This is a genomic window from Streptomyces sp. NPDC005195 (assembly GCF_040608315.1).
Taxonomy (GTDB): Bacteria; Actinomycetota; Actinomycetes; order Streptomycetales; family Streptomycetaceae; genus Streptomyces; species Streptomyces kaempferi.
In genome coordinates, this window is sequence record NZ_JBEXHZ010000005.1 from 60,178 (window position 1) to 83,114 (window position 22,937).

Consider the following 22,937-nt stretch of genomic DNA (forward strand, 5'->3'; position numbering starts at 1 on the left):
CCTGGACCACCGCCTCTCCCCCGAACTCGAGGAACTGCGCCGTACGGTCGAGGAGTTCGCGCACGACGTCGTGGCCCCGAAGATCGGCGACTTCTACGAGCGGCACGAGTTCCCGTACGAGATCGTGCGGGAGATGGGCCGCATGGGCCTGTTCGGCCTGCCCTTCCCCGAGGAGTACGGCGGCATGGGCGGCGACTACCTCGCCCTCGGCATCGCCCTGGAGGAACTCGCGCGCGTGGACTCCTCGGTGGCCATCACCCTGGAGGCCGGCGTCTCGCTCGGCGCGATGCCCGTCCATCTCTTCGGCACCGACGCGCAGAAGGCCGAATGGCTCCCCCGCCTGTGCTCCGGCGAGATCCTGGGCGCCTTCGGCCTGACCGAGCCGGACGGCGGCTCGGACGCGGGCGCGACCCGGACGACGGCCCGGCTCGACCCGGACACGGACGAGTGGGTGATCAACGGCAGCAAGTGCTTCATCACCAACTCGGGCACGGACATCACGGGCCTGGTGACGGTCACGGCCGTCACCGGCCGCAAGCCCGACGGGAGGCCGCTGATCTCCGCGATCATCGTCCCCTCCGGCACCCCCGGCTTCACGGTCGCCGCGCCCTACTCGAAGGTCGGCTGGAACGCCTCGGACACCCGCGAACTGTCCTTCGCCGACGTCCGCGTCCCGGCCGCGAACCTGCTGGGCGAGGAGGGCCGCGGCTACGCGCAGTTCCTGCGCATCCTGGACGAGGGCCGCGTCGCCATCTCGGCCCTGGCGACGGGACTGGCCCAGGGCTGCGTGGACGAGTCCGTGAAGTACGCCAAGGAGCGGCACGCGTTCGGCCGGAACATCGGCGCGTACCAGGCCATCCAGTTCAAGATCGCGGACATGGAGACGAAGGCCCACATGGCCCGTGTCGGCTGGCGCGACGCCGCCTCCCGGCTGGTCGCGGGTGAGCCGTTCAAGAAGGAGGCGGCGATCGCCAAGCTCTACTCCTCCACGATCGCCGTGGACAACGCCCGCGACGCCACCCAGATCCACGGCGGCTACGGCTTCATGAACGAGTACCCGGTGGCCCGGATGTGGCGTGACTCCAAGATCCTGGAGATCGGCGAGGGCACGAGCGAGGTGCAGCGGATGCTGATCGCGAGGGAGTTGGGGCTCACGGGCTGAGCGTCCGCCCGTACCGAGGTCCCGTGAACAGCCCCCCGACCAGGACGCGTCCGCGCCGGCCGGGGGGCTGTTCCGGCACGCGGTGACACGATCGCCCGCGCGCAGAAGCCGTGCGAGCGGGGCGGCCGGCGAGGCCGTCGCCCCGCGACGGACGGCCGCACGGCAGACCACCGGACAGCAGACCACCGGAGGGCAGAGCCCCGAGCGGGCCGCCGCCCACGGTCCGCGTACCACCCGACGACGAACTACCCGACCGCACCTCCTCGCCGGGGAATTCACCGGCCCGTGGTGTGAGTCCGGCTGAACAGTCCGCGCACGGCGGCGACGGCTCGAACCGCGCCCGCGTCGCCGCCACTCCCGTCACAACGGTCCGCCTGCGCGGAAGCGACGAAGCCGGAAGCCGTCCTCACGACCGCCCCCGGCGCGCGTCCTTTCTCGGGCTGCCGTCCAGACCTGACGGGCGGCACCGGCGAGTGCCCGGCACCCCGGCCCTGGAACAAGAACTGAGGTTAGGCTAACCTACCTTCGAACTTGTCCGGCGGGCGCTCCGCCCCGTGCCGAAAGCAGCCACTCTCATGTCCAACGCCCGTGCCACCCACCTCTCCCGCCGCGGCATCCTCGCCGCCGGCGGCGCCCTCGGCCTCGGTGCCGTCCTCGCCGCCTGTGGCGACGACGACGCGAAAAGCGGTGGCTCGGACTCGACGAAGGCCGCCGAAGCCAAGTCCAAGTCCGGCCCCTGGACGTTCAAGGACGACCGCGGCACGACCGTGAAGCTCGACAGAATACCGGCGACCATCGTCGCCTTCACCGGTGTCGCCGCCGCGCTCCACGACTACGGCATCGAGGTCAAGGGCGTCTTCGGCCCGACCACGACCAAGGACGGCAAGGCCGATGTCCAGGCCGGCGACATGGACGTCACCAAGCTGACCGTGCTCGGCAACGAGTGGGGCCAGTTCAACATCGAGAAGTACGCGACGCTCGCGCCCGACGTGCTGATCTCGACGATGTTCGACGCCGCGGGCACCCTCTGGTACGTCCCCGAGGAGTCCAAGGACAAGATCCTCAAGCTCGCGCCGAGCGTCGGCATCTCCGTCTTCGACCGCCAGCTGCCGCAGTCCCTGGAGCGCATGTACGCGCTGGCCGAGTCCCTCGGCGCCGACGTGAAGTCCGCGAGGATCGCCGAGGCGAAGAAGAAGTTCGAGACGGCCGCCGAGCGCCTGCGCAAGGCCGCCAAGGCCCGCCCGGAGATCAAGGTCCTCGCCGGCTCCGCGAGCCAGGACATCTTCTACGTCTCCGGCTCGAACCTCTCCATCGACCTGGAGTACTTCAAGGCGCTCGGTGTGAACATCGTCGAGCCCTCCGCCAAGGCCCTGAAGGCAAGCGGCGGCTGGTTCGAGAACCTGAGCTGGGAGAACGTCGACAAGTACCCGGCGGACATCATCATCATCGACGACCGCAGCTCGACCATCCAGCCGGCCGACATCACCGAGGCCACCTGGAAGAAGCTGCCCGCCGTCAAGGCCGGCCAGGTCATCGCCCGCTCCCCCGAGCCGATCATCTCGTACGACAAGTGCACCCCGCTGCTCGACAACCTCGCCGAGGCCATCGAGAAGGCCAAGAAGGTCGCCTGACACCCCGCCGCGACACCCTGACCACCACTCAGGAGCACTGATGACGACGGCCGTTGCCGCCCCGTTCCGTTTCTTCTCCCTCCAGGTCGTACGGACGAGGCGGCTCGGCCCGTCGCTGGTCCGGGTCTCCTTCGCGGGCTCCGACCTGGACGCCTTCGCCTCCGACGGCCGGGACCAGAGCCTCTCGCTGTTCCTGCCGCACCCCGGCCAGTCCGAGCCCGCCGTCCCGTTCGAACTGGGCGACAGCTGGTGGCAGGGCTGGCGCGAACTCCCTGAGGACGTACGGGCGGTGATGCGCTCGTACACCCTGCGGGCGCTGCGCCGCGACGCCCGGGGCCGCACCACCGGGATCGACATCGACTTCGTGCTGCACGGAGTGGAGCCGGGCGCGGCGGCCCCCGCGGGTCCGGCGTCCCGGTGGGCCTCGCGCGCGGCGGCGGGTGACCGCGTCGTCCTGCTCGGTCCGGCGGTCGAGGACAACCGGGCCATCCGGTTCCGGCCGCCCGCCGACACCGACCTGATCGTGCTGTGGGCGGACGAGACCGCCCTGCCGGCCGCCTCCGCCATCCTGGAGTCGCTGCCGGCCGGCACCCGGGTCCGGGCCTGGCTGGAGGTCCAGCACCGCGACGACGTCCAGGACCTGTCCTTGGTGGCCGACGCGGAGATCACCTGGCTCGTGCGCGACAGCGGCTCCCCCATGGCCGCCGACGCCGTACGGGCCTCCCGCATGCCGTCCGCCGAGCGCCCGTACGCCTGGATCGCGGGCGAGTCCGGCTGCGTGAAGGAGATGCGCCGTCACCTCGTGCGCGAGCGCGGGATCGACCGCAGGCGCGTCACGTTCGTGGGCTACTGGCGGCGCGGGCTGACGGAGGAGCAGCTGCGCGAGGAGGAGTAGCGGCTCGCACCGGCGAGAGCCCTCCAAACAGAGGCGTACGTCACTGCCCTGACCAGAGGGGCGGGGTCGCGGAATCAACTTAGGTTAGGCTAACCTAAGTTGACCGACGGACCTCGTCCCGTCTCGGTTTCCCGGCTTCTCAGCTCCTCGCCTTCTCGTCTCCCCGCTCGAGCCGTCGCCCTCTGCCACCCCGCCCGGACGCTGCCCCTTCCCCGCACGGAGGACCCCCACATGCGCTCGCACCTGCTCAACGACACGACCGCGGAGCGGTATCGCCGCTCCGTGACCGAAGGAATAGAGCGGGTGGCGGCCAAACTCGCCACCACCGACCGTCCGTTCACAGGCGTCTCGGTCGACGCCCTCGCGCCCCGCATCGAACAGATCGACCTGGACCGCCCGCTGCACGACACCAGCGCCGCCCTCGACGAACTGGAGGAGGTCTACCTCCGGGACGCGATCTACTTCCACCACCCCCGCTACCTCGCGCACCTCAACTGCCCGGTCGTCATACCGGCCGTGCTCGGCGAGGCCGTGCTGTCCGCGGTCAACTCCTCGCTGGACACCTGGGACCAGTCGGCCGGCGGCACCCTCATCGAGCGCAGACTCGTCGACTGGACCAACGAGCGCATCGGCTTCGGCCCCGCCGCCGACGGCGTGTTCACCAGCGGCGGCAGCCAGTCCAACCTGCAGGCGCTGCTGCTGGCCCGCGAGGAGGCCAAGACCGACGACCTCGCCCGACTGCGCGTCTTCGCGTCCGAGGTCAGCCACTTCAGCGTCAAGAAGTCGGCGAAACTCCTCGGCCTGAGCGCCGACGCGGTCGTGTCGATCCCCGTCGACCACGACAAGCGCATGCAGACGCTCGCGCTCGCCCGCGAACTGGAGCGCTGCAAGAGCGAGGGCATGGTCCCGATGGCGGTCGTCGCGACCGCGGGCACCACCGACTTCGGTTCCATCGACCCGCTGCCCGAGATCGGCGAGCTGTGCGCCCGCAACGGAGCCTGGATGCACGTCGACGCCGCCTACGGCTGCGGCCTGCTCGCCTCACTGAAGAACCGGGACCGCATCGACGGCATCGAGCGCGCCGACTCCGTCACCGTCGACTACCACAAGTCCTTCTTCCAGCCGGTGAGTTCGTCCGCCGTGCTGGTGCGTGACGCCGCGACCCTGCGCCACGTCACCTACCACGCGGAATATCTGAACCCGCGCCGCATGGTCGAGGAGCGCATCCCGAACCAGGTCGACAAGTCCCTGCAGACCACCCGCCGCTTCGACGCGCTCAAGCTGTGGATGACGCTGCGCGTGATGGGCGCCGACGGCATCGGCGAACTCTTCGACGAGGTCTGCGACCTGGCAGAGGAGGGCTGGCGGCTGCTGGCCGCCGACCCGCGCTACGACGTGGTGGTCGCACCCTCGCTGTCCACCCTGGTCTTCCGGTTCATCCCGGCCGCCGTCACCGACCCGGCCGAGATCGACCGCGCCAACCTCTACGCCCGCAAGGCCCTGTTCGCCTCCGGTGACGCCGTCGTGGCGGGCACCAAGGTCGGCGGACGCCACTACCTGAAGTTCACCCTGCTCAACCCCGAGACGACGGCCGACGACATCGCCGCCGTCCTCGATCTGATCGCCGGCCACGCCGAGCAGTACCTGGGAGAGTCCCTTGACCGCGCTTCCTGAATCCGCCGAAGCCACCGGAAAGACCTATGACTTCGTAGGGATCGGTCTCGGCCCCTTCAACCTCGGTCTCGCCTGCCTCACCGAGCCGATCGCCGAACTGGACGGCGTCTTCCTGGAGTCCAAGCCGGACTTCGAGTGGCACTCCGGGATGTTCCTGGAGGGCGCGCACCTGCAGACCCCGTTCATGTCGGACCTGGTGACCCTCGCCGACCCGACCTCCCCGTACTCCTTCCTCAACTACCTGAAGGAATCGGGCCGTCTGTACGCGTTCTACATCCGCGAGAACTTCTACCCGCTGCGGGTCGAGTACGACGACTACTGCCGCTGGGCCGCGTCGAAACTCTCCGCCGTCCGCTTCTCCACCACGGTCGCCGAGGTGACGTACGAGGACGCGGCCGGGGTCTACGCCGTACGGACCGAGGCCGGTGAGACCTATCGCGCCCGGCACCTGGTCCTCGGCACGGGTACCCCGCCGTACCTCCCCGAGGCCTGCGCGGGCCTCGGCGGCGACTTCATCCACAACTCCCGCTATCTGCGGCACAAGAAGGAGCTGCAGGCGAAGGAGTCGATCACGCTGGTCGGCAGCGGGCAGTCCGCCGCCGAGATCTACTACGACCTGCTCAGCGAGATCGACGTCCACGGCTACCGGCTGAACTGGGTCACCCGCTCCCCGCGTTTCTTCCCGCTCGAGTACACCAAGCTCACGCTGGAGATGACCTCCCCGGAGTACATCGACTACTTCCACGCGCTGCCCGAGCAGACCCGCTACCGCCTCCAGACGGAGCAGAAGGGCCTGTTCAAGGGCATCGACGGCGAGTTGATCGACGCCATCTTCGACCTGCTCTACCAGAAGAACCTCGGTGGCCCCGTCCCCACCCGGCTGCTCACCAACTCGGCCCTGAACAGCGTGCGTCACGAAGACGGCGGCTACACCCTCGGCCTGCGCCAGGAGGAGCAGGGCAAGGACTACGAGCTGCGTTCGGAGGGCCTGATCCTGGCCACCGGCTACAAGTACGCCGAGCCCGCGTTCCTCGCACCGGTCCGCGACCGGCTGCGCTACGACAGCCGCGGCAACTTCGACGTGGCCCGCAACTACGCCGTGGACACCACCGGGCGCGGCGTCTTCCTGCAGAACGCCGGCGTGCACACGCACAGCATCACCAGCCCCGACCTCGGCATGGGCGCCTACCGCAACGCGTCCATCATCCGTGAGCTGCTCGGCACCGAGTACTACCCGGTCGAGAAGTCGATCGCGTTCCAGGAGTTCGCCGTATGAGCCGCACCGGCATAGGTGTCCTCACCGTCCGCCCGCTCGATCCGGTCCAGGACGCCGGGCTGCTGCACGGCTGGGTGACGCACCCCAAGTCCGCGTTCTGGATGATGCAGGGCGCGAAACTGCACGACGTGGAGCGCGAGTACATGGCCATCGCGGCCGCCGAGCACCACCACGCGTACCTCGGCCTGCGCGACGGCGAACCCGCGTTCCTGATGGAGAGCTACGACCCGCGCCATGTCGAGCTGGTCGGCCTGTACGAGCCCGAGCCCGGCGACGTCGGCATGCACTTCCTGGTCGCGCCGACCGACACGCCCGTGCACGGTTTCACCCGGGCCGTGATCACCACGGTGATGAGGCACCTGTTCGCCGACCCGGCGACCCGGCGTGTCGTCGTCGAGCCCGACGTGAACAACACGGCCGTGCACACCCTCAACGAGGCCGTCGGTTTCGTGGCCGAGCGGGAGATCCAGAAGCCCGAGAAGCGCGCGCTGCTGAGCTTCTGCACGCGGGAGCGGTTCGAGGCAGCGGTAGGAGCAGCCGCATGACCCTGTCCGACGCCGTGTCCCACCTCTCCCCCGAGCGCTGGGAGCGCGCCAACCGCCTCCTCGTCCGCAAGGCACTCGCCGAGTTCGCGCACGAGCGGCTGATCACGCCCGAGGCCGCCGGGGACGACCGTTACGTCGTCCGCAGCGACGACGGCCTGACCCGCTACGGGTTCACCGCGACCGTCCGCTCCCTGGACCACTGGCAGATCGACGCCGAGTCGGTCACCCGCCACCGGGACGAGACCGAACTCCCGCTCGCCGCACTGGACTTCTTCATCGAACTCAAGAAGTCCCTCGGTCTGAGCGACGAGGTCCTGCCGGTCTACCTGGAGGAGATCTCCTCCACCCTCTCGGGCACCTGCTTCAAGCTCACCAAACCGCGGATCACCTCCGCGGAGCTCGTCGGGGCGGGGTTCCAGGCGATCGAGACGGGCATGACCGAGGGCCACCCCTGCTTCGTCGCCAACAACGGGCGGCTCGGCTTCGGGGTCCACGAGTACCTGTCCTACGCGCCCGAGACCGCGAGCCCGGTCCGGCTGGTGTGGCTGGCCGCGCACCGCTCCCGGGCCGCGTTCACCGCGGGTGTGGGCATCGCGTACGAGTCCTTCGTACGCGAGGAACTCGGCGAGCCCGCACTGGCACGGTTCGCCGCCACGCTCACCGGCCAGGGACTGGACCCGGAGGACTACCTCCTGATCCCCGTGCACCCCTGGCAGTGGTGGAACAAGCTCTCGGTGACGTTCGCGGCCGAGGTCGCCCTGCGTCACCTGGTGTGCCTGGGCGAGGGGGACGACGAGTACCTGGCCCAGCAGTCGATCCGGACGTTCTTCAACACGTCGAGTCCCGGGAAGCACTATGTGAAGACCGCTCTGTCGGTCCTCAACATGGGCTTCATGCGGGGGCTCTCGGCCGCGTACATGGAGGCGACGCCGGCGATCAACGACTGGCTGGCCCAGCTCGTCGAGAACGACCCGGTGCTCAGGTCCACCGGCCTGTCGATCATCCGCGAACGTGCCGCCGTCGGTTATCGCCACCTGGAGTACGAGGCCGCCACCGACCGCTACTCCCCGTACCGCAAGATGCTCGCCGCCCTGTGGCGGGAGAGCCCCGTGGCCTCGCTCCGGGAGGGCGAGACCCTGGCGACGATGGCCTCCCTGGTCCATGTCGACCACGAGGGCGCCTCGTTCGCGGGAGCCCTCATCGAGCGGTCCGGGCTGACGCCGGTGGAGTGGCTGCGCGGCTATCTGCGCGCCTACCTCACCCCGCTGCTGCACAGTTTCTACGCCTACGACCTCGTCTACATGCCGCACGGCGAGAACGTCATCCTGGTCCTCGAGGACGGTGCCGTGCGGCGCGCGATCTACAAGGACATCGCGGAGGAGATCGCCGTCATGGACGCGCAGGCGGTGCTGCCGCCCGCGGTCGAGCGCATCCGCGTCGAGGTCCCCGAGGACACGAAGCTCCTGTCGATCTTCACCGACGTCTTCGACTGCTTCTTCCGCTTCCTGGCGGCGAACCTCGCGGACGAGGGAGTCCTCGACGAGGACGTCTTCTGGCGGACGGTCGCCGAGTCGGTGCGCGAGTACCAGGACGCGACGCCCGAACTCGCGGACAAGTTCGCGCAGTACGACCTGTTCGCACCCGAGTTCGCGCTGTCCTGCCTCAACCGGCTCCAGTTGCGCGACAACCGGCAGATGGTGGATCTGGCGGATCCGTCCGGAGCGCTGCAGCTGGTCGGCACGCTGAGGAATCCGATCGCGGGCCGCTGAGCCGGGTGGGGCTCAGGGGACGGTCCCCCTGAGCCCCACCTCCGTCTCGCAGGGGTTCAGACGCCGGGCCAGGGAACCTGGGGCGACTTGTAGTAACCGATGCCCAGCGCGTCCCAGCGCGGCGCCTGGGCCGCGAGCCGCACCTTGTAGGTGTCCCAGTCGTGCGTCGAGGCGGGCGACCAGCCGAGTTCGGCCACTCCGGGCAGCCGCGGGAAGGCCATGTAGTCGATGTCCGCCCCGGTGACGAGGGTCTCCGACCACAGCGGCGCCTCGACGCCCCGGATCGCCGACGCGGGCGCGCCGGGAAGGTAGGTGCCGGGATCCCAGTCGTACGCGCGCTTCACCTCGACCAGGCCGGCCCAGTCCTGCCCGAGCGGGGTGTCCTCGGTGTACTTCATGTCGAGGTAGATCCGGTCGGCCGGCGACAGCACGAGCCCCGTCCCGTTCCGCGCGGCCCGCGCGACCTGCTCCTTCTCCGTGGCGCTGGTGTCGTCGAGCCCCCAGTACTGCGCGAGCGCGCCCTTCGCCGGGGTGGCCCCGGTCAGCTGGTGCCAGCCCATCACCTTCTTGCCGTACTTGGTGACGAGGGGCTGCACCTTGTTCATGAAGGTCACGTAGTCGGCGTGGCTGGTGGAGTGGGCCTCGTCCCCGCCGATGTGGAGGTACGTGCCGGGCGTGAGCGCGGCCAGCTCCCGGATCACGTCGTCCACGAAGTCGTACGTCGCCGGCTTGCCCACGCACAGTGAGCTGAAGCCGACGTCGGTGCCGGTGTACAGCGGCGGCGCGGTCCCGTCGCAGTTCAGCCGGGCGTACGAGGCGAGCGCCGCGTTGGTGTGCCCCGGCATGTCGATCTCCGGGACGACGTCCAGATAGCGCTCCGCGGCGTACCGCACGATCTCCCGGTACTGCGCCTTGGTGTAGAAGCCCGCGGGCCCGCCGCCGACCTGGGTGGAGCCGCCGTACGCGGCGAGCCGCGGCCAGGAGTCGACGGCGATGCGCCAGCCTTGGTCGTCGCTCAGGTGCAGATGCAGCTTGTTGATCTTGTACAGGGCCAGCTCGTCGATGTACCGCTCGACCTGGGCGACGGTGAAGAAGTGCCGGGAGACGTCCAGCATCGCGCCGCGGTAGCCGTAGCGCGGGGTGTCCTCGATGGTGCCGCCCGCGACCAGCCAGGGGCCCGGCTGCACCGAGTCGCTCTCCACGGCGGCCGGGAGGAGCTGGCGCAGGGTCTGCACGCCGTGGAAGAGGCCGGCCGGTCTGCCGGCGGTGATGGTGACGCCGTTTCTGCCGCTGTCCAGCCGGTACCCCTCGGCACCCAGGGTCCGGTCGCCGAGCCGCAGCCGGATGCCGCCGGTGCCCCGGTCGGTGACCGGCAGCCGGTAGCCGGTGGACGGCCGCAGGACGTCGGCCAGATACGCGCCGACCCGGCGGACCTCACGCGAGTCGTCGACCCGGATGCGGGTGTCCCGGGTGATGTTGTACGGCGACCCGCCCGCGTCGACCGAGGCGGGCGCCGGGACAACCCGGCCCAGCGGTACGGCTGTTCGGTCGGCCGCGGAGGATGTCGCGCCGGCGACGGAGATGCTTGCGGCCGCCACGAGCAGCAGCGTACCGAGAAGGCGGGGCGTTCTGTGCTGTCTCACATGCGCTCCCTTCAGGTCCCACGAGCTGTCACGAGCCCCTTGGCTTCCCTGGGCTCCGATGGGTATAGACCACTCTGCCGCAGAGCCGGTGAAACAATCCCCCTCATGGCGGAAATCATCCAGAAGGACGGGACCTGGATCTTCGACGGCGACGCGCTGCGGCTTACTCCGGGGCGCGACAGGAACGTGAGCCTGCTCCGCCGGGCCCTGGGTGAACTGAGCGTCCCGCTGGGGGCGTTGGCAGGAATTTCCTTCGAACAGGGCAAGCGCAGCGGGCGGTTGCGGCTCCGGCTGCGGGACGGCGCCGACCCGCTGCTGCAGGCCACCGGCGGCAGGCTCGCCGAGCCCAACGACCCCTATCAGCTGACCGTCGAGTCCGAGCGCTACGGCGTCGCCGAGTACGTCGTGGACGAGGTCCGCAACGCGCTGCTCCTGGACCAGGTCCCGGCCGGTCCGGTCGACGGCTATCTGCTCCCCGGTCCCGCCGTACCGCTGTCCGCCTCCGCGGGCGACGGTACGGCGAGCTTCGACGGGGAGCAGGTGCGCCTGGAGTGGAACTGGAAGACCGAGGACGCGAAGGCCTCCGCCGGCACCCGCCGCCTCGCGCTCCGCGACATCACGGGCGTCGAGTGGCACCCCGCGGTCGGCCTGGAGAACGGCTGCCTCCGCTTCACCGTGCGCGGCGCCGGCACGAAGGCTCCGCCGAAGTACGACCCGCACGCGGTGGAGCTGTGGGGCTTCAAGAAGGATCCGCTGATGGCGCTGGTCGCGGCGGCGGTGCAGGCGCGACTCGACCATCCGACGGCGCTTCCCGGGCGGCCGCCGGTGAAGGACGCTCCGGCGCTCCCGCACCCCGCCCCGGAGGCCGACCACGACGCCCTGCTGCGGCGTCTGCGCGAACTGGGCGACCTCCACAGGTCCGGCGTCCTGACGGACGACGAGTTCGCCCTCGCCAAGCAGGCGGTCCTCAGGCGCATGTGAGCGCCTGCGCGAGGACCGCCTGCGGCGCGTACGCCCCGGCGTGCGGGCGTACGGGGTGGCCTACTTGGCCCGGCGGGCCACCGTGAAGTGGTCGACCTCGGCACCGGTCTCGGCGATACCGCGCACCGTCAGCGTGGTCAGGCGGCCCCTCGACGCGGGGGTGACGTCCACCCGCAGGAAGGAGTAGTTGAGGTAGCGCACCCGCGACCAGGCGACCGTCTCGTTCTGTTTGCCGTCCTTCAGGTTGATGAAGGAGGCGACCGAGTCGACCTCGTTCTCATGACCCTCGTACGACTCCGCCGCGCTGAACGCGTACAGGCTGCGCCCTGCCGCGCCCGCCGTCACGTACACGACACCGTCGGTCTCCGGGTACGCGGTGCCGCCGATCGGCAGCTTCTTGGTGACCTTGTTGCCCTTGATGACGTCCGTGCGCTCGTACTGGTGGTTGTGGCCGTTGATCACCAGGTCCACCGTGTACTTCTCGAACAGCGGCACCCACTCCTGTCGCACGCCCCCCTCCGAGGCGTGCGCCGTGGAGGTGCAGTAGGCGCAGTGGTGGAAGAAGACGACCACGAAGTCGACGTCCCTGGAGGCCCGGAACTTCTTGAGCTGCCCCTCCAGCCACTTGGTCTGGGTGCCGCCGGAGATGCCGAGGTTGGCCGGGATCTCGAACGAGATGTCGTTGGCGTCCAGCGAGATGACCGCCGTGTTGCCGTAGACGAAGGAGTACACGCCCGGGAGGTTCTTCGCGTCCGGGCCGTTGTCCGGGAGGCTCCAGCGGGCCTCTTCGCCGCCGTAACCGTTGGGCGAGTACCAGGCCTCCATGTCGTGGTTGCCGTACGCCGGCATCCACGGGACCTGCTTGGCGACCGTCTCGGTCTGGGCGAGGAACTGGTCCCAGATGCGCGAGTCGAATCCGGTGTCCTCCGTCTTGCCGGCGCCGGCCGGGTCCGCGTACGCGATGTCGCCCGCGTGCAGGTGGAAGGCCGGGTTCTGGCCGAGCAGCAGGGCGTCGTTGGCGAGGCCGTGGTAGCCGACACCCTCGTCGCCGAAGGCCGTGAAGGTGAACGGCTCGGAGCGGTCGGGCGCGGTGGTGAAGGTGCCGAGGGTGCCCAGCAGGTGCGCCGCCGCCGGGTCGAAGCCCGTGTGGCCGACGCCGTAGTAGTACGTCCTGCCGGGGCGCAGGTGAGTGAGCTTGGTGTGCAGGTAGTACTGGGTGTGGTCGCCGCTCGCGCCGACGCCGGCCGGGGTGTAGAGCGTGCGCACCTCGGCCTCGATCTTGCGGGAGAGGTCCCAGGGGTGGGCGCCGATACGGATGTACGGCTTCTTCACCGCGGTCGGGACCTGCCAGGAGACCGTGATCTCCGTGCGCGGGTCGTTGCCGAAGGCGAGGTGGCGGCCGAAGGGGGCGACGAGGGCACCGTCGACCTTCTCGGCCTGGGGCGTGGTGGACCGGGTCGGGACCGCGGCCTGCGCGACGGCGCCCGGTACGAAGGCACCGCCCGCGACGGCGCCGAGGGTCACGGCTCCGCCTCTGATCATGTTGCGCCGCGAGAACTTGGCGCGGAGATACTCGTGCTGCTCGGCCATGCTCATCTTCTCGGCGAGCTTCTCCGGTACGCCCATGCGTGGAGTGTCCATGGGCTCAGAAGTTGCTCCCGGCAATCGACGCGGCGCAAGACGGAGTATGGACAGATCGCTAACAGCGGCTCATAAGAGATTCAACAGCCGCTTGCCCGATATCGGGCAGGATTCTTGCGAATAGGCTCCTCGTACTCCAGGATCAACGGGTGCACGACGAACTCGCTGATCATCTGACGCGCTCCACGCCCCTGAACCGGGGCGAGGCGCTGCGGGTGATCCAGGACGTGCTCGCCTACTTCGACGAGCCGACCGACGAGTACGTCCGCCGCCGCCACCGCGAGCTCCAGGCCCAGGGCTGGGTCAACACGGCGATCTTCGAACGGATCGAGGCGGACCTGAAGTACCGGGCGGTCGCGCCGCCGGAGCTCACGCTCAGGCAGCTGCGCCGCATTGTCTACGGCTGAGGAATACGTATATATGTGCGGAATCGTCGGATACATCGGCAGGCGTGACGTGACTCCGCTGCTGCTCGAAGGTCTGCAGCGGCTGGAGTACCGCGGCTACGACTCGGCGGGCATCGTGGTCACCACGCCGAAGTCGGCCGGCCTGAAGATGGTCAAGGCCAAGGGCCGGGTCCGCGACCTGGAGGCCAAGGTCCCCGCACGCTTCAAGGGCACCACCGGCATCGCCCACACCCGCTGGGCCACCCACGGCGCCCCCTCCGACGTCAACGCGCACCCGCACATGTCGGCCGACAACAAGGTCGCGATCGTCCACAACGGCATCATCGACAACGCCTCCGACCTGCGGAAGAAGCTCGAGGCGGACGGCGTCGAGTTCCTCTCCGAGACCGACACCGAGGTCCTCACCCACCTCATCGCCCGCTCCCAGGCCGAGACCCTGGAGGAGAAGGTCCGCCAGGCGCTGCGCGTGATCGAGGGCACCTACGGCATCGCCGTGATGCACGCCGACTTCCCCGACCGCATCGTGGTGGCCCGCAACGGCTCCCCGGTCGTCCTCGGCATCGGCGAGAAGGAGATGTTCGTCGCCTCGGACATCGCCGCCCTGGTCACCCACACCCGGCAGATAGTGACGCTGGACGACGGCGAGATGGCGACCCTCAAGGCCGACGACTTCCGTACGTACACCACCGAGGGCACCCGGACCACGGCCGAGCCGACCACCGTCGAGTGGGAGGCCGCGTCGTACGACATGGGCGGCCACGACACGTACATGCACAAGGAGATCCACGAACAGGCCGACGCCGTGGACCGCGTGCTGCGCGGCCGCATCGACGACCGCTTCTCCACCGTGCACCTCGGCGGCCTGAACCTGGACGCCCGCGAGGCGCGTCAGATCCGCCGGGTGAAGATCCTCGGCTGCGGCACCTCGTACCACGCGGGCATGATCGGCGCCCAGATGATCGAGGAGCTGGCCCGCATCCCCGCGGACGCCGAGCCGGCCTCCGAGTTCCGCTACCGCAACGCCGTGGTCGACCCCGACACCCTGTACGTGGCGGTCTCCCAGTCCGGCGAGACGTACGACGTCCTCGCCGCCGTCCAGGAGCTGAAGCGCAAGGGCGCGCGGGTCCTGGGCGTGGTCAACGTCGTCGGCTCGGCGATCGCGCGCGAGGCGGACGGCGGCATGTACGTGCACGCGGGCCCCGAGGTCTGCGTCGTCTCGACGAAGTGCTTCACCAACACCACCGTCGCCTTCGCGCTGCTCGCGCTGCACCTCGGCCGCACCCGTGACCTGTCGGTCCGCGACGGCAAGCGGATCATCGAGGGGCTGCGCCGGCTGCCCGGGCAGATCTCCGAGATCCTGGCGCAGGAGGACGAGATCAAGAAGCTGGCCGAGCAGTACGCCGAGGCCCGCTCGATGCTCTTCATCGGCCGGGTCCGCGGCTACCCGGTGGCCCGCGAGGCCTCGCTGAAGCTCAAGGAGGTCTCGTACATCCACGCCGAGGCCTACCCGGCCTCCGAGCTCAAGCACGGCCCGCTGGCGCTCATCGAGCCCGCGCTGCCGACGGTCGCGATCGTCCCCGACGACGACCTGCTGGAGAAGAACCGCGCCGCCCTGGAGGAGATCAAGGCGCGCAGCGGCCAGATCCTCGCGGTCGCGCACCAGGAGCAGGAGAAGGCCGACCAGACGATCGTCGTCCCGAAGAACGAGGACGAGCTGGACCCGATCCTGCTGGGCATCCCGCTGCAGCTCCTCGCGTATCACACGGCGCTCGCGCTGGGCCGGGACATCGACAAGCCGCGGAACCTCGCGAAGTCGGTGACGGTCGAGTAGGACGGGCCGCCCGCGGCTCCCCGGACATGAACGGCCCCCTGTGCGCGCCACCGTCGCACAGGGGGCCGTTCTTCCAGGCCGGAGCCGCCTGTCCCCGGCCCGCGCCGGGCTCAGCCGGTGGCCGTCACCCCCCGGCCGGCGGCGCGTCCGGGAAGCGCGGTGGGCCAGTGGGCGAGCGCCGCCGTGGCCGCGTACCAGGCCAGCAGTCCGCCGGCCGCGGCGAACCAGCCGCCGGCCTTGGCGAGGGCGGCGCTGTCGCCGAACTGGCTGACGGCCAGCAGGAGCAGGGCCACGAACAGCAGCGCGTACGTCCCCCGGGCGAGCAGCGGGGCACCGCTCGCGCCGGCGGTCAGGCTCAGCGCGACGAGCGCGAACAGGAGCAGGAAGAGGCCGGTGGCGTTGGCGGACATCCGCCCGTCGGAGGTGACGCCCCAGGTGAACCAGAACGCGCCGAGTGCCGTGAACGCCGTACCCGTGAAGGCGTCGCGGTCGCGGAAGGCGAACAGGCCCGCGACGAAGAGCGCGATCCCGCCGACGTACGTGGCGAGGGAGACGGAGTCGGCCGCCGTCACTCCGTCGATCACCCGGGTGTTCCCGAGACCGAAGAGCAACAGGGTCAGTCCGAGGGCGAGTTGGCCGAGAGTCGAGGTGGTGCTTCCCGAGGAGACGTCATTGTCCACGTCGGGCTCCCTTCATGCGGGTGCAGTCGTGCTGCGTGGTGCCGGCCGAGGGATGGGGCCGGTGACCGGTTTGTACCCTTCACAAGGGCACAATCCACCTCGTCGCACGGATGGATTCCCGCGTTGTCGGGCGCGCGTCAAAGGGAGTTGACGATCCGTCGGGACATCGTCCGGATCACCCCGCCCGGAACAACGACGGGTTGACGACCGGTCAGGGAATGACGATCACCGGGCGCTTCGCGCGCTTCGCCAGCCGCCCGGCCACCGAGCCGAAGATGCGCCCGACGAGGCCGTGCGTGGAGCCGACGACGATCGCGTCCGCCTCGTACTCACGCCCCACCTCCTCGAGTTCGTGGCAGATGTCTCCGCCGCGCTCGACGAGGATCCACGGCACCTCGGCCAGGTACTCGGCGCAGGCGAGCTCGAGTCCGAGCACCTCGGTGCGGTGGTCGGGCACGTCGACGAAGACCGGTGGTTCACAGCCCGCCCACACCGTGGTGGGCAGCCGGTTCGCGACATGCACGATGATCAGGCCCGAGCCGGAGCGAAGGGCTATGCCGATCGCGTACGCGAGGGCACGCTCGCTGGACGTCGAACCGTCGAAACCGACGACGACGCCGTGTTTGAAGGCGGGATCGCAGGACTGGCGGGTTTCATCCGCCGCCAGGGGCTCGGCCGCCGTGGGATCGGCGAGCGGGCGCTTGCGGTCCGCGGGATCGAAGAATTCGTGACCGGCCATGGGTATCTCGGCGTTTGGATCCTCGTGGTGGGGACGACAACGATCGGCAGAGCTGTGTCCGGGAATCATCTTCCCAACCCCATACCCCCAAGGGTACGGCGGCACTCCTCCTCTGACCGGATACCGCGTGCGCTGTGCGGCGTTCCCCGGAGCATGCATGAGAGGCGCCCGTAACGCAATGGTTGCTGCCCCGTACAGGCGGTTTGCGCAGGGTTCACCCAGGGATGCACCCCCCGTGGACCGGACACCGCGGGCCGGGCAGTGACCGGCCGGTCGAACACGCGTTGAACAGGTGAGCCACCGCCATGGAGAGCAATGGAGTACCAGGGAACCAGGGAGCAGATCGTGCCCGGACCAGAGACCGTGTCCCGCCCCTCCTCGGGAGCGCGCCCCGGACCGCCCCCCGCGCCGGACACGGCGAGCGAGGTGGCACGCTGGGCGGCCTTCAGCTGTGTCCTCGTCCCGGTCGTCCTCGTCTGGTTCGGCACCTCGCTCGCCGGGGCGGCCGGCACCGCGCTGGGCCTGGCGGCCGTGACCGCGGCGTGCCTGGTGCTGCTGCGCCAGTCGGAACGGGGCGCGGCGCGCATGCGCGCCGACGAGCGGGCCCCGCACCGCGCGCGCCACGGCAGGAGCGGTCCGCGGGAGCGCGGACCGCGGGAGCGGACACACCGGGACGGGCGGGACCGGAACGGGCGGGACCAGAACCGGGACGGACGGGATCCCACCGCTCGGAATCCTGTCGCCGGTGTGCGGGATCCCGGGGTGCGGGATCGTGACGGGGGGGATCGCGTCGCGGGGGTTCCCGGGCCCGGCAGCGGCTCGGGGGGCGCTCCGGTGCCGGCTCCCGGCGCGCAGGATGTGGCCGACACGCACATCATGAATGGCTTGCCGGGCAGGAGTGGCTCGGGGGCGCACAGGGGCGGGCGCCGCGGTGCGGGAAAGAAGCCGGTTGACTGACCGGTTTGCGCGCACGCCCCCGCTTCTTTTCAGCCAACTTCGGCCTCCCGGGCATCCCTTGCGGGAAAGACCCCCCAACCCGCGTTCGACCTGCGGTTAAAGGCCTCTGGAGGCCTCGTGCACCCTATGTGGATTGGCCACTGACACGAGGCGCACTTCCCTGCACGGCCCGCGAGTGCAACGCTTCGTGATCGAATGCTTCACGCCAAGTTGCCATGTCGACATTCTGCCGAGTGTCGAAGTGGTCACCCAGGCGTGACGGGACACAGTAGATTCGATCTTGACTGTCTTACGGCGGGGGACTCGTGCAGGACCGAGGGGAAACGTGCAGGAGCGACACAACCGAGGAGCCGCGACCACCGAGGGGGGCTTAGCAGTATGAGCCACGACTCCACTGCCGCGCCGGAAGCCGCGGCCCGGAAACTCTCCGGGCGACGCCGCAAGGAGATCGTCGCGGTGCTGCTGTTCAGCGGCGGCCCCATCTTCGAGAGTTCCATACCGCTGTCGGTGTTCGGGATTGACCGCCAGGACGCCGGCGTGCCGCGCTACCGACTTCTGGTGTGCGCCGGCGAGGACGGCCCGCTGCGGACCACAGGGGGCCTGGAACTCACCGCGCCGCATGGCCTGGAGGCGATCTCGCGAGCGGGCACCGTCGTGGTGCCCGCCTGGCGCTCGATCACCTCACCGCCACCGGAGGAAGCGCTCGACGCGCTGCGCCGGGCGCACGAGGAGGGGGCCCGCATAGTCGGACTGTGCACCGGTGCTTTCGTGCTGGCCGCCGCCGGACTGCTGGACGGCCGCCCGGCGACGACACATTGGATGTACGCGCCGACGCTCGCCAAGCGCTATCCGTCCGTGCACGTCGATCCGCGCGAGCTGTTCGTCGACGACGGTGACGTACTGACATCGGCGGGCACCGCGGCCGGAATCGATCTCTGTCTGCACATCGTGCGGACGGACCACGGCAACGAGGCGGCCGGCGCGCTGGCCCGTCGTCTGGTGGTCCCGCCGCGCCGGAGCGGCGGACAGGAGCGCTATCTCGACCGGTCTTTACCAGAAGAGATCGGCGCCGACCCCCTCGCGGAGGTCGTCGCCTGGGCGCTGGAACACCTGCACGAGCAGTTCGACGTCGAGACGCTGGCGGCACGCGCGTACATGAGCCGCCGCACGTTCGACCGCCGCTTCCGCTCGCTGACGGGGAGCGCGCCGCTGCAGTGGCTGATCACCCAGCGTGTGCTGCAGGCGCAACGGCTGCTGGAGACGTCCGACTACTCGGTCGACGAGGTCGCCGGACGCTGCGGCTTCCGCTCGCCGGTCGCGCTGCGCGGGCACTTCCGGCGCCAGCTCGGCTCGTCCCCGGCCGCCTACCGGGCGGCGTACCGGGCGCGCAGGCCGCAGTCCGAGCGGCCGTCGGACCCGGACGGTTCCATGGGCTCGGCCGGGCAGTCACCGGTCCTGAGCCAGGAGAGCGCGGTCCCGTCGCAGACCCGTCGTACCGCGGCCGCCGGCGCTCTGAGCCCGGCCTCGGCACTGTCGACCGCGACGGATCCGGGCAAATCGGGCGCGGAGCTGTACGCGGCGGGCCGGCCGAGCCTGCCGGGACAGCGCAGCGCACCCTAGCGCTCGGGCGCCGTGGCGCCCTGGCGCCGTGACGACGTCACACCGCCCGGCCGTGAACGGCCCGGGGCCCTCGGGTCCCGGGCCGTCGCCGTGTGCGGGCGCCCGCGGTCCGAGGGGTCCGGGACCGTTGCCGTCCCGGACCTGCCCGTGCGCCGGGGCGCGCCGTAGGGTTGGGGCCATGAACGATCGCATGGTGTGGATCGACTGCGAGATGACCGGGCTCTCGCTGTCGGAGGACGCACTCATCGAGGTGGCCGCGCTGGTCACCGACTCGGAGCTGAACGTGCTCGGCGAAGGGGTGGACATCGTGATCCGCCCGCCGGACGCGGCCCTGGAGACGATGCCGGACGTGGTGCGCCAGATGCACACGGCCTCCGGCCTCCTCTCCGAACTCGCCGCAGGCACCACCCTGGCCGACGCCGAGGAACAGGTCCTCTCCTACGTGCGTGAGCACGTCAAGGAGCCGGGCAAGGCCCCGCTGTGCGGGAACTCGGTCGGCACGGACCGGGGTTTCCTGCTCCGCGACATGCCCGCACTGGAGGGCTATCTCCACTACCGCATCGTGGACGTCTCCTCCGTCAAGGAGCTGGCCCGCCGCTGGTACCCGCGGGCGTACTTCAACAGCCCGGACAAGAACGGCAACCACCGCGCCCTCGCCGACATCCGGGAGTCCATCGCCGAACTCCGCTACTACCGCGAGGCGATCTTCGTCCCGCAGCCCGGCCCCGACTCGGAGACCGCCCGCACCATCGCGGCGAAGCACGTACTGCCCGTGGAATGACGCGTGTCCGGGGTCCCGGGGGACCCCGGACGAAAGCCGGGCGCGAGCACCCCTCCGGACCCTGTACACTTTTTCTCGGCCGGTCAGGGAAACCAAGACCGGTCGTGGTGGGTGTAGCTCAGCTGGTAGAGCACCTGGTTGTGGTCCAGGAAGTCGCGGGTTCAAGTCCCGTCACTCACCCTGAAAGACCGAGGCCCGGTCCGCGCAAGCGGACCGGGCCTCACTCATGTGCGCCTCCTGGTCGTGCCCGGTGCCCGGCCGTCACGCGGAAGGCATTCCGGCGAAGTCCGCCGGCAGCGAGCGGTACGGGCCTCGCGGACCGGGGCCAGGGCGCGGGCCGGGACCCCGTCCGCGCGACGTCGGACACCAGACCTCGGTACGGGACCGGGGACCGGGGCGGAACTCCGTCCGCGAGGCGCCGGACGCCGGAATCCGCGCACCCGGCCTCGGACACACGGCCTCGGACGCCCGGCCTCAGGTGCCCGGCGCCGTGTCGGCCGCCCGCCACGCCTCGGCGAAACGGTGGACGTTCTCGAAGCGCTCCCCGGGATCGGTCCGGGTGGCACGGACGATGACCGTCTGCTGGGCCGCGGTGCCCCGCCAGGCGCGCTCCTCGTCGCCCGCGTCCAGCAGCAGCCGGGCGGCACGGCCCAGCGTGAACACGGTCGTCCGGGTGTCGATCACGGCCCCGCGCACCCATTCCTCGGGAGCCATGAACCGCCGGGAGCCCGGCAGGCGTTCCTCCTCGACCACGAACGGACCCGGCCGGTACTCGTCGAGGTCGATCAGATGGGCGACGTCACGGTCGAAGTCGTACAGCAGCGCCCCGTCGTAGAAGTCGACGGCGACCTGGCCCGCGGCCTCCACCGCGAGGTGGGCGTCCAGGACCCGGTCGAAGGCGCGCAGGACCGCGTCGGCCGGCAGGGCGCGGAAGCGTGCCATCGCACTGGCCGGGTCCGCACGGTCGCGCGCCCCGTCCACCTCCGCGGGGTACAGCGCCTCGCCCTCCCGCCAGGGCATCACCACCGCCCAGCCGCCGCCCTGCACGGCGATGCGGTGCACCTGCGGGACGATCGCCCGGTGCCGTACCGACCGGTGGAAGACCCAGCCGCGCTCCAGCGAGCGCCGGCCATGATCCGTGACCGCCTCCTTGAGGAACCACCGGCCGCCGTCGAGCAGTCTCACCCCGTACGACACGCACCCCGAGTCCTGCTCGCGGAACGCCCGGAACACCTCGCCCACCCGGCCCAGATAGGGCTCCACGGCGGGCACTTCATCGACTCCCAGCAAGGGATGCAGGACCATACCCGCCAGATTGCCCTACGGAACTCTTCCCGTGCGGCAACAGCGGCAACAGCGGCGGGGCGACTGCGCCGTCAGCGGTACAGGGCGGTGAAGGACAGCGGCGGTGACGGACGCCGGTGCCAGTGGCCGAGAGGGAGACGGTGACGGGGACGGGGCCGTAGCGGCGGCGGGGCGGTGGCGTGCGGCGTCAGGACGACGCCCGCGCCACCAGCTCGGTGGGCAGCACGACCTGACGCTTCTCCAGCTCCCGCGACACCGCCGGGCGGCGGTCGGCGATCTCCCCGAGCAGCAGGTCGATCATCGCCCGGCCCATCTCCTCTATCGGCTGGCGCACGCTGGTCAGGGGCGGATCCATGTGGCGGGCGATGGCCGAGTCGTCGTAGCCGACCAGGGCCACGTCGTCCGGTGTACGGCGGCCCGCCTCGCGCAGGACCTGGCGGGCGCCGGCCGCCATCACGTCCGAGCCCGCGAAGACGGCGTCCAGATCGGGGCAGCGGGCCAGCAGCTCGGTCATCGCCCGGCGCCCGCCCTCCTCGGTGAAGTCGCCCGCGACGATGAGGCCGTCGTCCACCGGACGGCCCGCGGCGCGCAGACCCTCGCGGTAGCCGTCGACACGACGCTGGGCGCCGAAGACGTCGAGGCGGCCCGCGAGGTGAACGATCCTGCGGCGCCCCCGGGCGACCAGATGCTCGACGGCGAGGCGCCCCCCGCCGTAGTTGTCGGAGTCCACGGACGGCAGCGTCTCGTCCGCCGAGCGCCGGCCGCTGATCACCGCCGGGATCTCCAGCTGGGAGAGCAGGTCGGGCAGCGGGTCGTCCGCGTGCACCGAGACGAGCAGGACGCCGTCCACGCGGTGCGCCGCCAGATACTGGGCCAGGCGCTGCCGCTCCCGGTCGCTGCCCGCGAAGATCAGCAGCAGCTGCATCTCGGTGTCGGAGAGCTCCGCGCCGACACCCCGGAGCATGTCCGAGAAGTACGGTTCCGCGAAGAACCGGGTCTCCGGCTCGGGGACGACGAGCGCGATCGCGTCCGTGCGGTTGGCGGCGAGCGCGCGAGCCGCCGTGTTCGGAACATAACCGAGCTCCGCCACCGCCGCCTCGACCGTGGCGCGGGTCGCGTCGCTGACCCGCGGGGAACCGTTGATCACCCGGGACACCGTGCCGCGGCCCACACCGGCGCGCGCGGCGACCTCCTCGAGGGTCGGCCGCCCGCCGCTCCGGCCCCGCGCTCCGTGGCCTGCCATGGTCCGCCTCCCGTCGACGCCGCGCTTCTGAGCGGCTGGCCTGGAATCTAACAGTCCCGTTCATGGACAGGGGCCCGGCCGCGGTGGCAACCTCGCCGAGGCTGCTGGTGCCGGCCTCACCGGCACCGCGGGCCCGCCCCGTGAAGTCACCTCGGCA

General features: G+C 70.6%; 18 protein-coding genes, 1 tRNA gene and 1 pseudogene. 14 read left to right on the forward strand and 6 right to left on the reverse strand.

Translation table 11 applies throughout. The annotated features are described in order from the left end of the window. Nucleotide 1 precedes the first annotated feature (1 nt). From ABZV34_RS08080 to ABZV34_RS08110, 7 genes are all read left to right on the forward strand, one after another. A complete protein-coding gene (locus ABZV34_RS08080) occupies nucleotides 2-1,162 on the forward strand; it encodes an acyl-CoA dehydrogenase family protein (protein WP_356272824.1) in 1,161 nt (386 codons plus the stop codon). Between the two features lie 575 nt (nucleotides 1,163-1,737). Further along, nucleotides 1,738-2,793: an ABC transporter substrate-binding protein gene (locus ABZV34_RS08085; protein ID WP_356272453.1), complete on the forward strand. Its 1,056-nt coding sequence runs from the start codon at nucleotides 1,738-1,740 to the stop codon at nucleotides 2,791-2,793. Between the two features lie 40 nt (nucleotides 2,794-2,833). Further along, on the forward strand, nucleotides 2,834-3,688 hold the full coding sequence (locus ABZV34_RS08090; RefSeq protein WP_356272455.1) for a siderophore-interacting protein: 855 nt from the start codon (nucleotides 2,834-2,836) through the stop codon (nucleotides 3,686-3,688). Between the two features lie 231 nt (nucleotides 3,689-3,919). Next, complete coding sequence (desA, locus tag ABZV34_RS08095; RefSeq protein ID WP_356272457.1) at nucleotides 3,920-5,362, forward strand: lysine decarboxylase DesA; 1,443 nt, start codon at nucleotides 3,920-3,922, stop codon at nucleotides 5,360-5,362. Then, entirely contained in the window at nucleotides 5,346-6,638 is a 1,293-nt protein-coding gene (locus ABZV34_RS08100; protein ID WP_356272458.1) for a lysine N(6)-hydroxylase/L-ornithine N(5)-oxygenase family protein, read from the forward strand. Before desA ends, ABZV34_RS08100 begins: the two co-directional genes overlap by 17 nt. Continuing rightward, complete coding sequence (locus ABZV34_RS08105) at nucleotides 6,635-7,183, forward strand: GNAT family N-acetyltransferase (protein WP_356272460.1); 549 nt, start codon at nucleotides 6,635-6,637, stop codon at nucleotides 7,181-7,183. The genes ABZV34_RS08100 and ABZV34_RS08105 overlap by 4 nt, the downstream gene beginning before the upstream one ends. Continuing rightward, nucleotides 7,180-8,952 (forward strand): IucA/IucC family siderophore biosynthesis protein, encoded by a 1,773-nt coding sequence (locus tag ABZV34_RS08110; protein ID WP_356272462.1) that lies wholly within the window; start codon nucleotides 7,180-7,182, stop codon nucleotides 8,950-8,952. Before ABZV34_RS08105 ends, ABZV34_RS08110 begins: the two co-directional genes overlap by 4 nt. A gap of 56 nt (nucleotides 8,953-9,008) precedes the next feature. Here the strand turns inward: ABZV34_RS08110 and ABZV34_RS08115 are convergent, their stop codons facing one another. Beyond that, complete coding sequence (locus ABZV34_RS08115; protein ID WP_356272464.1) at nucleotides 9,009-10,595, reverse strand: beta-N-acetylhexosaminidase; 1,587 nt, start codon at nucleotides 10,593-10,595, stop codon at nucleotides 9,009-9,011. Nucleotides 10,596-10,700: 105 nt separating this feature from the next. Here ABZV34_RS08115 and ABZV34_RS08120 point away from each other — a divergent pair, with 105 nt between their 5' ends. Further along, nucleotides 10,701-11,576 (forward strand): DUF4429 domain-containing protein, encoded by an 876-nt coding sequence (locus ABZV34_RS08120; protein WP_356272466.1) that lies wholly within the window; start codon nucleotides 10,701-10,703, stop codon nucleotides 11,574-11,576. 60 nt (nucleotides 11,577-11,636) lie between these two features. On the opposite strand, the gene ABZV34_RS08125 is transcribed toward ABZV34_RS08120, so the two are convergent. Continuing rightward, nucleotides 11,637-13,202, reverse strand: a complete 1,566-nt coding sequence (locus ABZV34_RS08125) for a metallophosphoesterase family protein (protein ID WP_356272468.1) — start codon at nucleotides 13,200-13,202, stop codon at nucleotides 11,637-11,639. A 164-nt stretch (nucleotides 13,203-13,366) separates the two neighbouring features. On the opposite strand from ABZV34_RS08125, the gene ABZV34_RS08130 reads away from it, so the two are divergent. After that, a complete protein-coding gene (locus ABZV34_RS08130; RefSeq protein ID WP_356272470.1) occupies nucleotides 13,367-13,624 on the forward strand; it encodes a hypothetical protein in 258 nt (85 codons plus the stop codon). A 13-nt stretch (nucleotides 13,625-13,637) separates the two neighbouring features. Next, nucleotides 13,638-15,455 carry a glutamine--fructose-6-phosphate transaminase (isomerizing) gene (gene glmS, locus ABZV34_RS08135; RefSeq protein ID WP_356272472.1) on the forward strand — a complete coding sequence of 606 codons (1,818 nt, stop codon included), beginning with the start codon at nucleotides 13,638-13,640 and terminating at the stop codon, nucleotides 15,453-15,455. A gap of 110 nt (nucleotides 15,456-15,565) precedes the next feature. Here the strand turns inward: glmS and ABZV34_RS08140 are convergent, their stop codons facing one another. Both ABZV34_RS08140 and ABZV34_RS08145 read right to left on the reverse strand, forming a co-directional pair. Continuing rightward, entirely contained in the window at nucleotides 15,566-16,135 is a 570-nt protein-coding gene (locus tag ABZV34_RS08140; RefSeq protein WP_329288005.1) for a GPR1/FUN34/YaaH family transporter, read from the reverse strand. Nucleotides 16,136-16,346: 211 nt separating this feature from the next. After that, the gene (locus ABZV34_RS08145; RefSeq protein ID WP_356272474.1) at nucleotides 16,347-16,874 is read right to left on the reverse strand and encodes a universal stress protein; all 528 of its coding nucleotides are present in this window, start codon (nucleotides 16,872-16,874) and stop codon (nucleotides 16,347-16,349) included. Between the two features lie 315 nt (nucleotides 16,875-17,189). Between ABZV34_RS08145 and ABZV34_RS08150 the strand changes: the two are divergent. From ABZV34_RS08150 to ABZV34_RS08165, 4 genes and pseudogenes are all read left to right on the forward strand, one after another. Then, nucleotides 17,190-17,510, forward strand: a pseudogene (locus ABZV34_RS08150) (hypothetical protein); the annotation flags it as partial. Nucleotides 17,511-18,209: 699 nt separating this feature from the next. After that, nucleotides 18,210-19,451, forward strand: a complete 1,242-nt coding sequence (locus ABZV34_RS08155) for a helix-turn-helix domain-containing protein (protein ID WP_356272475.1) — start codon at nucleotides 18,210-18,212, stop codon at nucleotides 19,449-19,451. A 178-nt stretch (nucleotides 19,452-19,629) separates the two neighbouring features. After that, entirely contained in the window at nucleotides 19,630-20,232 is a 603-nt protein-coding gene (orn, locus tag ABZV34_RS08160; RefSeq protein ID WP_356272477.1) for an oligoribonuclease, read from the forward strand. 107 nt (nucleotides 20,233-20,339) lie between these two features. Beyond that, nucleotides 20,340-20,412, forward strand: a tRNA-His gene (locus ABZV34_RS08165). Nucleotides 20,413-20,706: 294 nt separating this feature from the next. Here the strand turns inward: ABZV34_RS08165 and ABZV34_RS08170 are convergent. Further along, a complete protein-coding gene (locus ABZV34_RS08170) occupies nucleotides 20,707-21,537 on the reverse strand; it encodes a serine/threonine protein kinase (RefSeq protein ID WP_356272479.1) in 831 nt (276 codons plus the stop codon). Nucleotides 21,538-21,724: 187 nt separating this feature from the next. Beyond that, nucleotides 21,725-22,780: a LacI family DNA-binding transcriptional regulator gene (locus ABZV34_RS08175; RefSeq protein ID WP_356272480.1), complete on the reverse strand. Its 1,056-nt coding sequence runs from the start codon at nucleotides 22,778-22,780 to the stop codon at nucleotides 21,725-21,727. Nucleotides 22,781-22,937 lie beyond the last annotated feature (157 nt).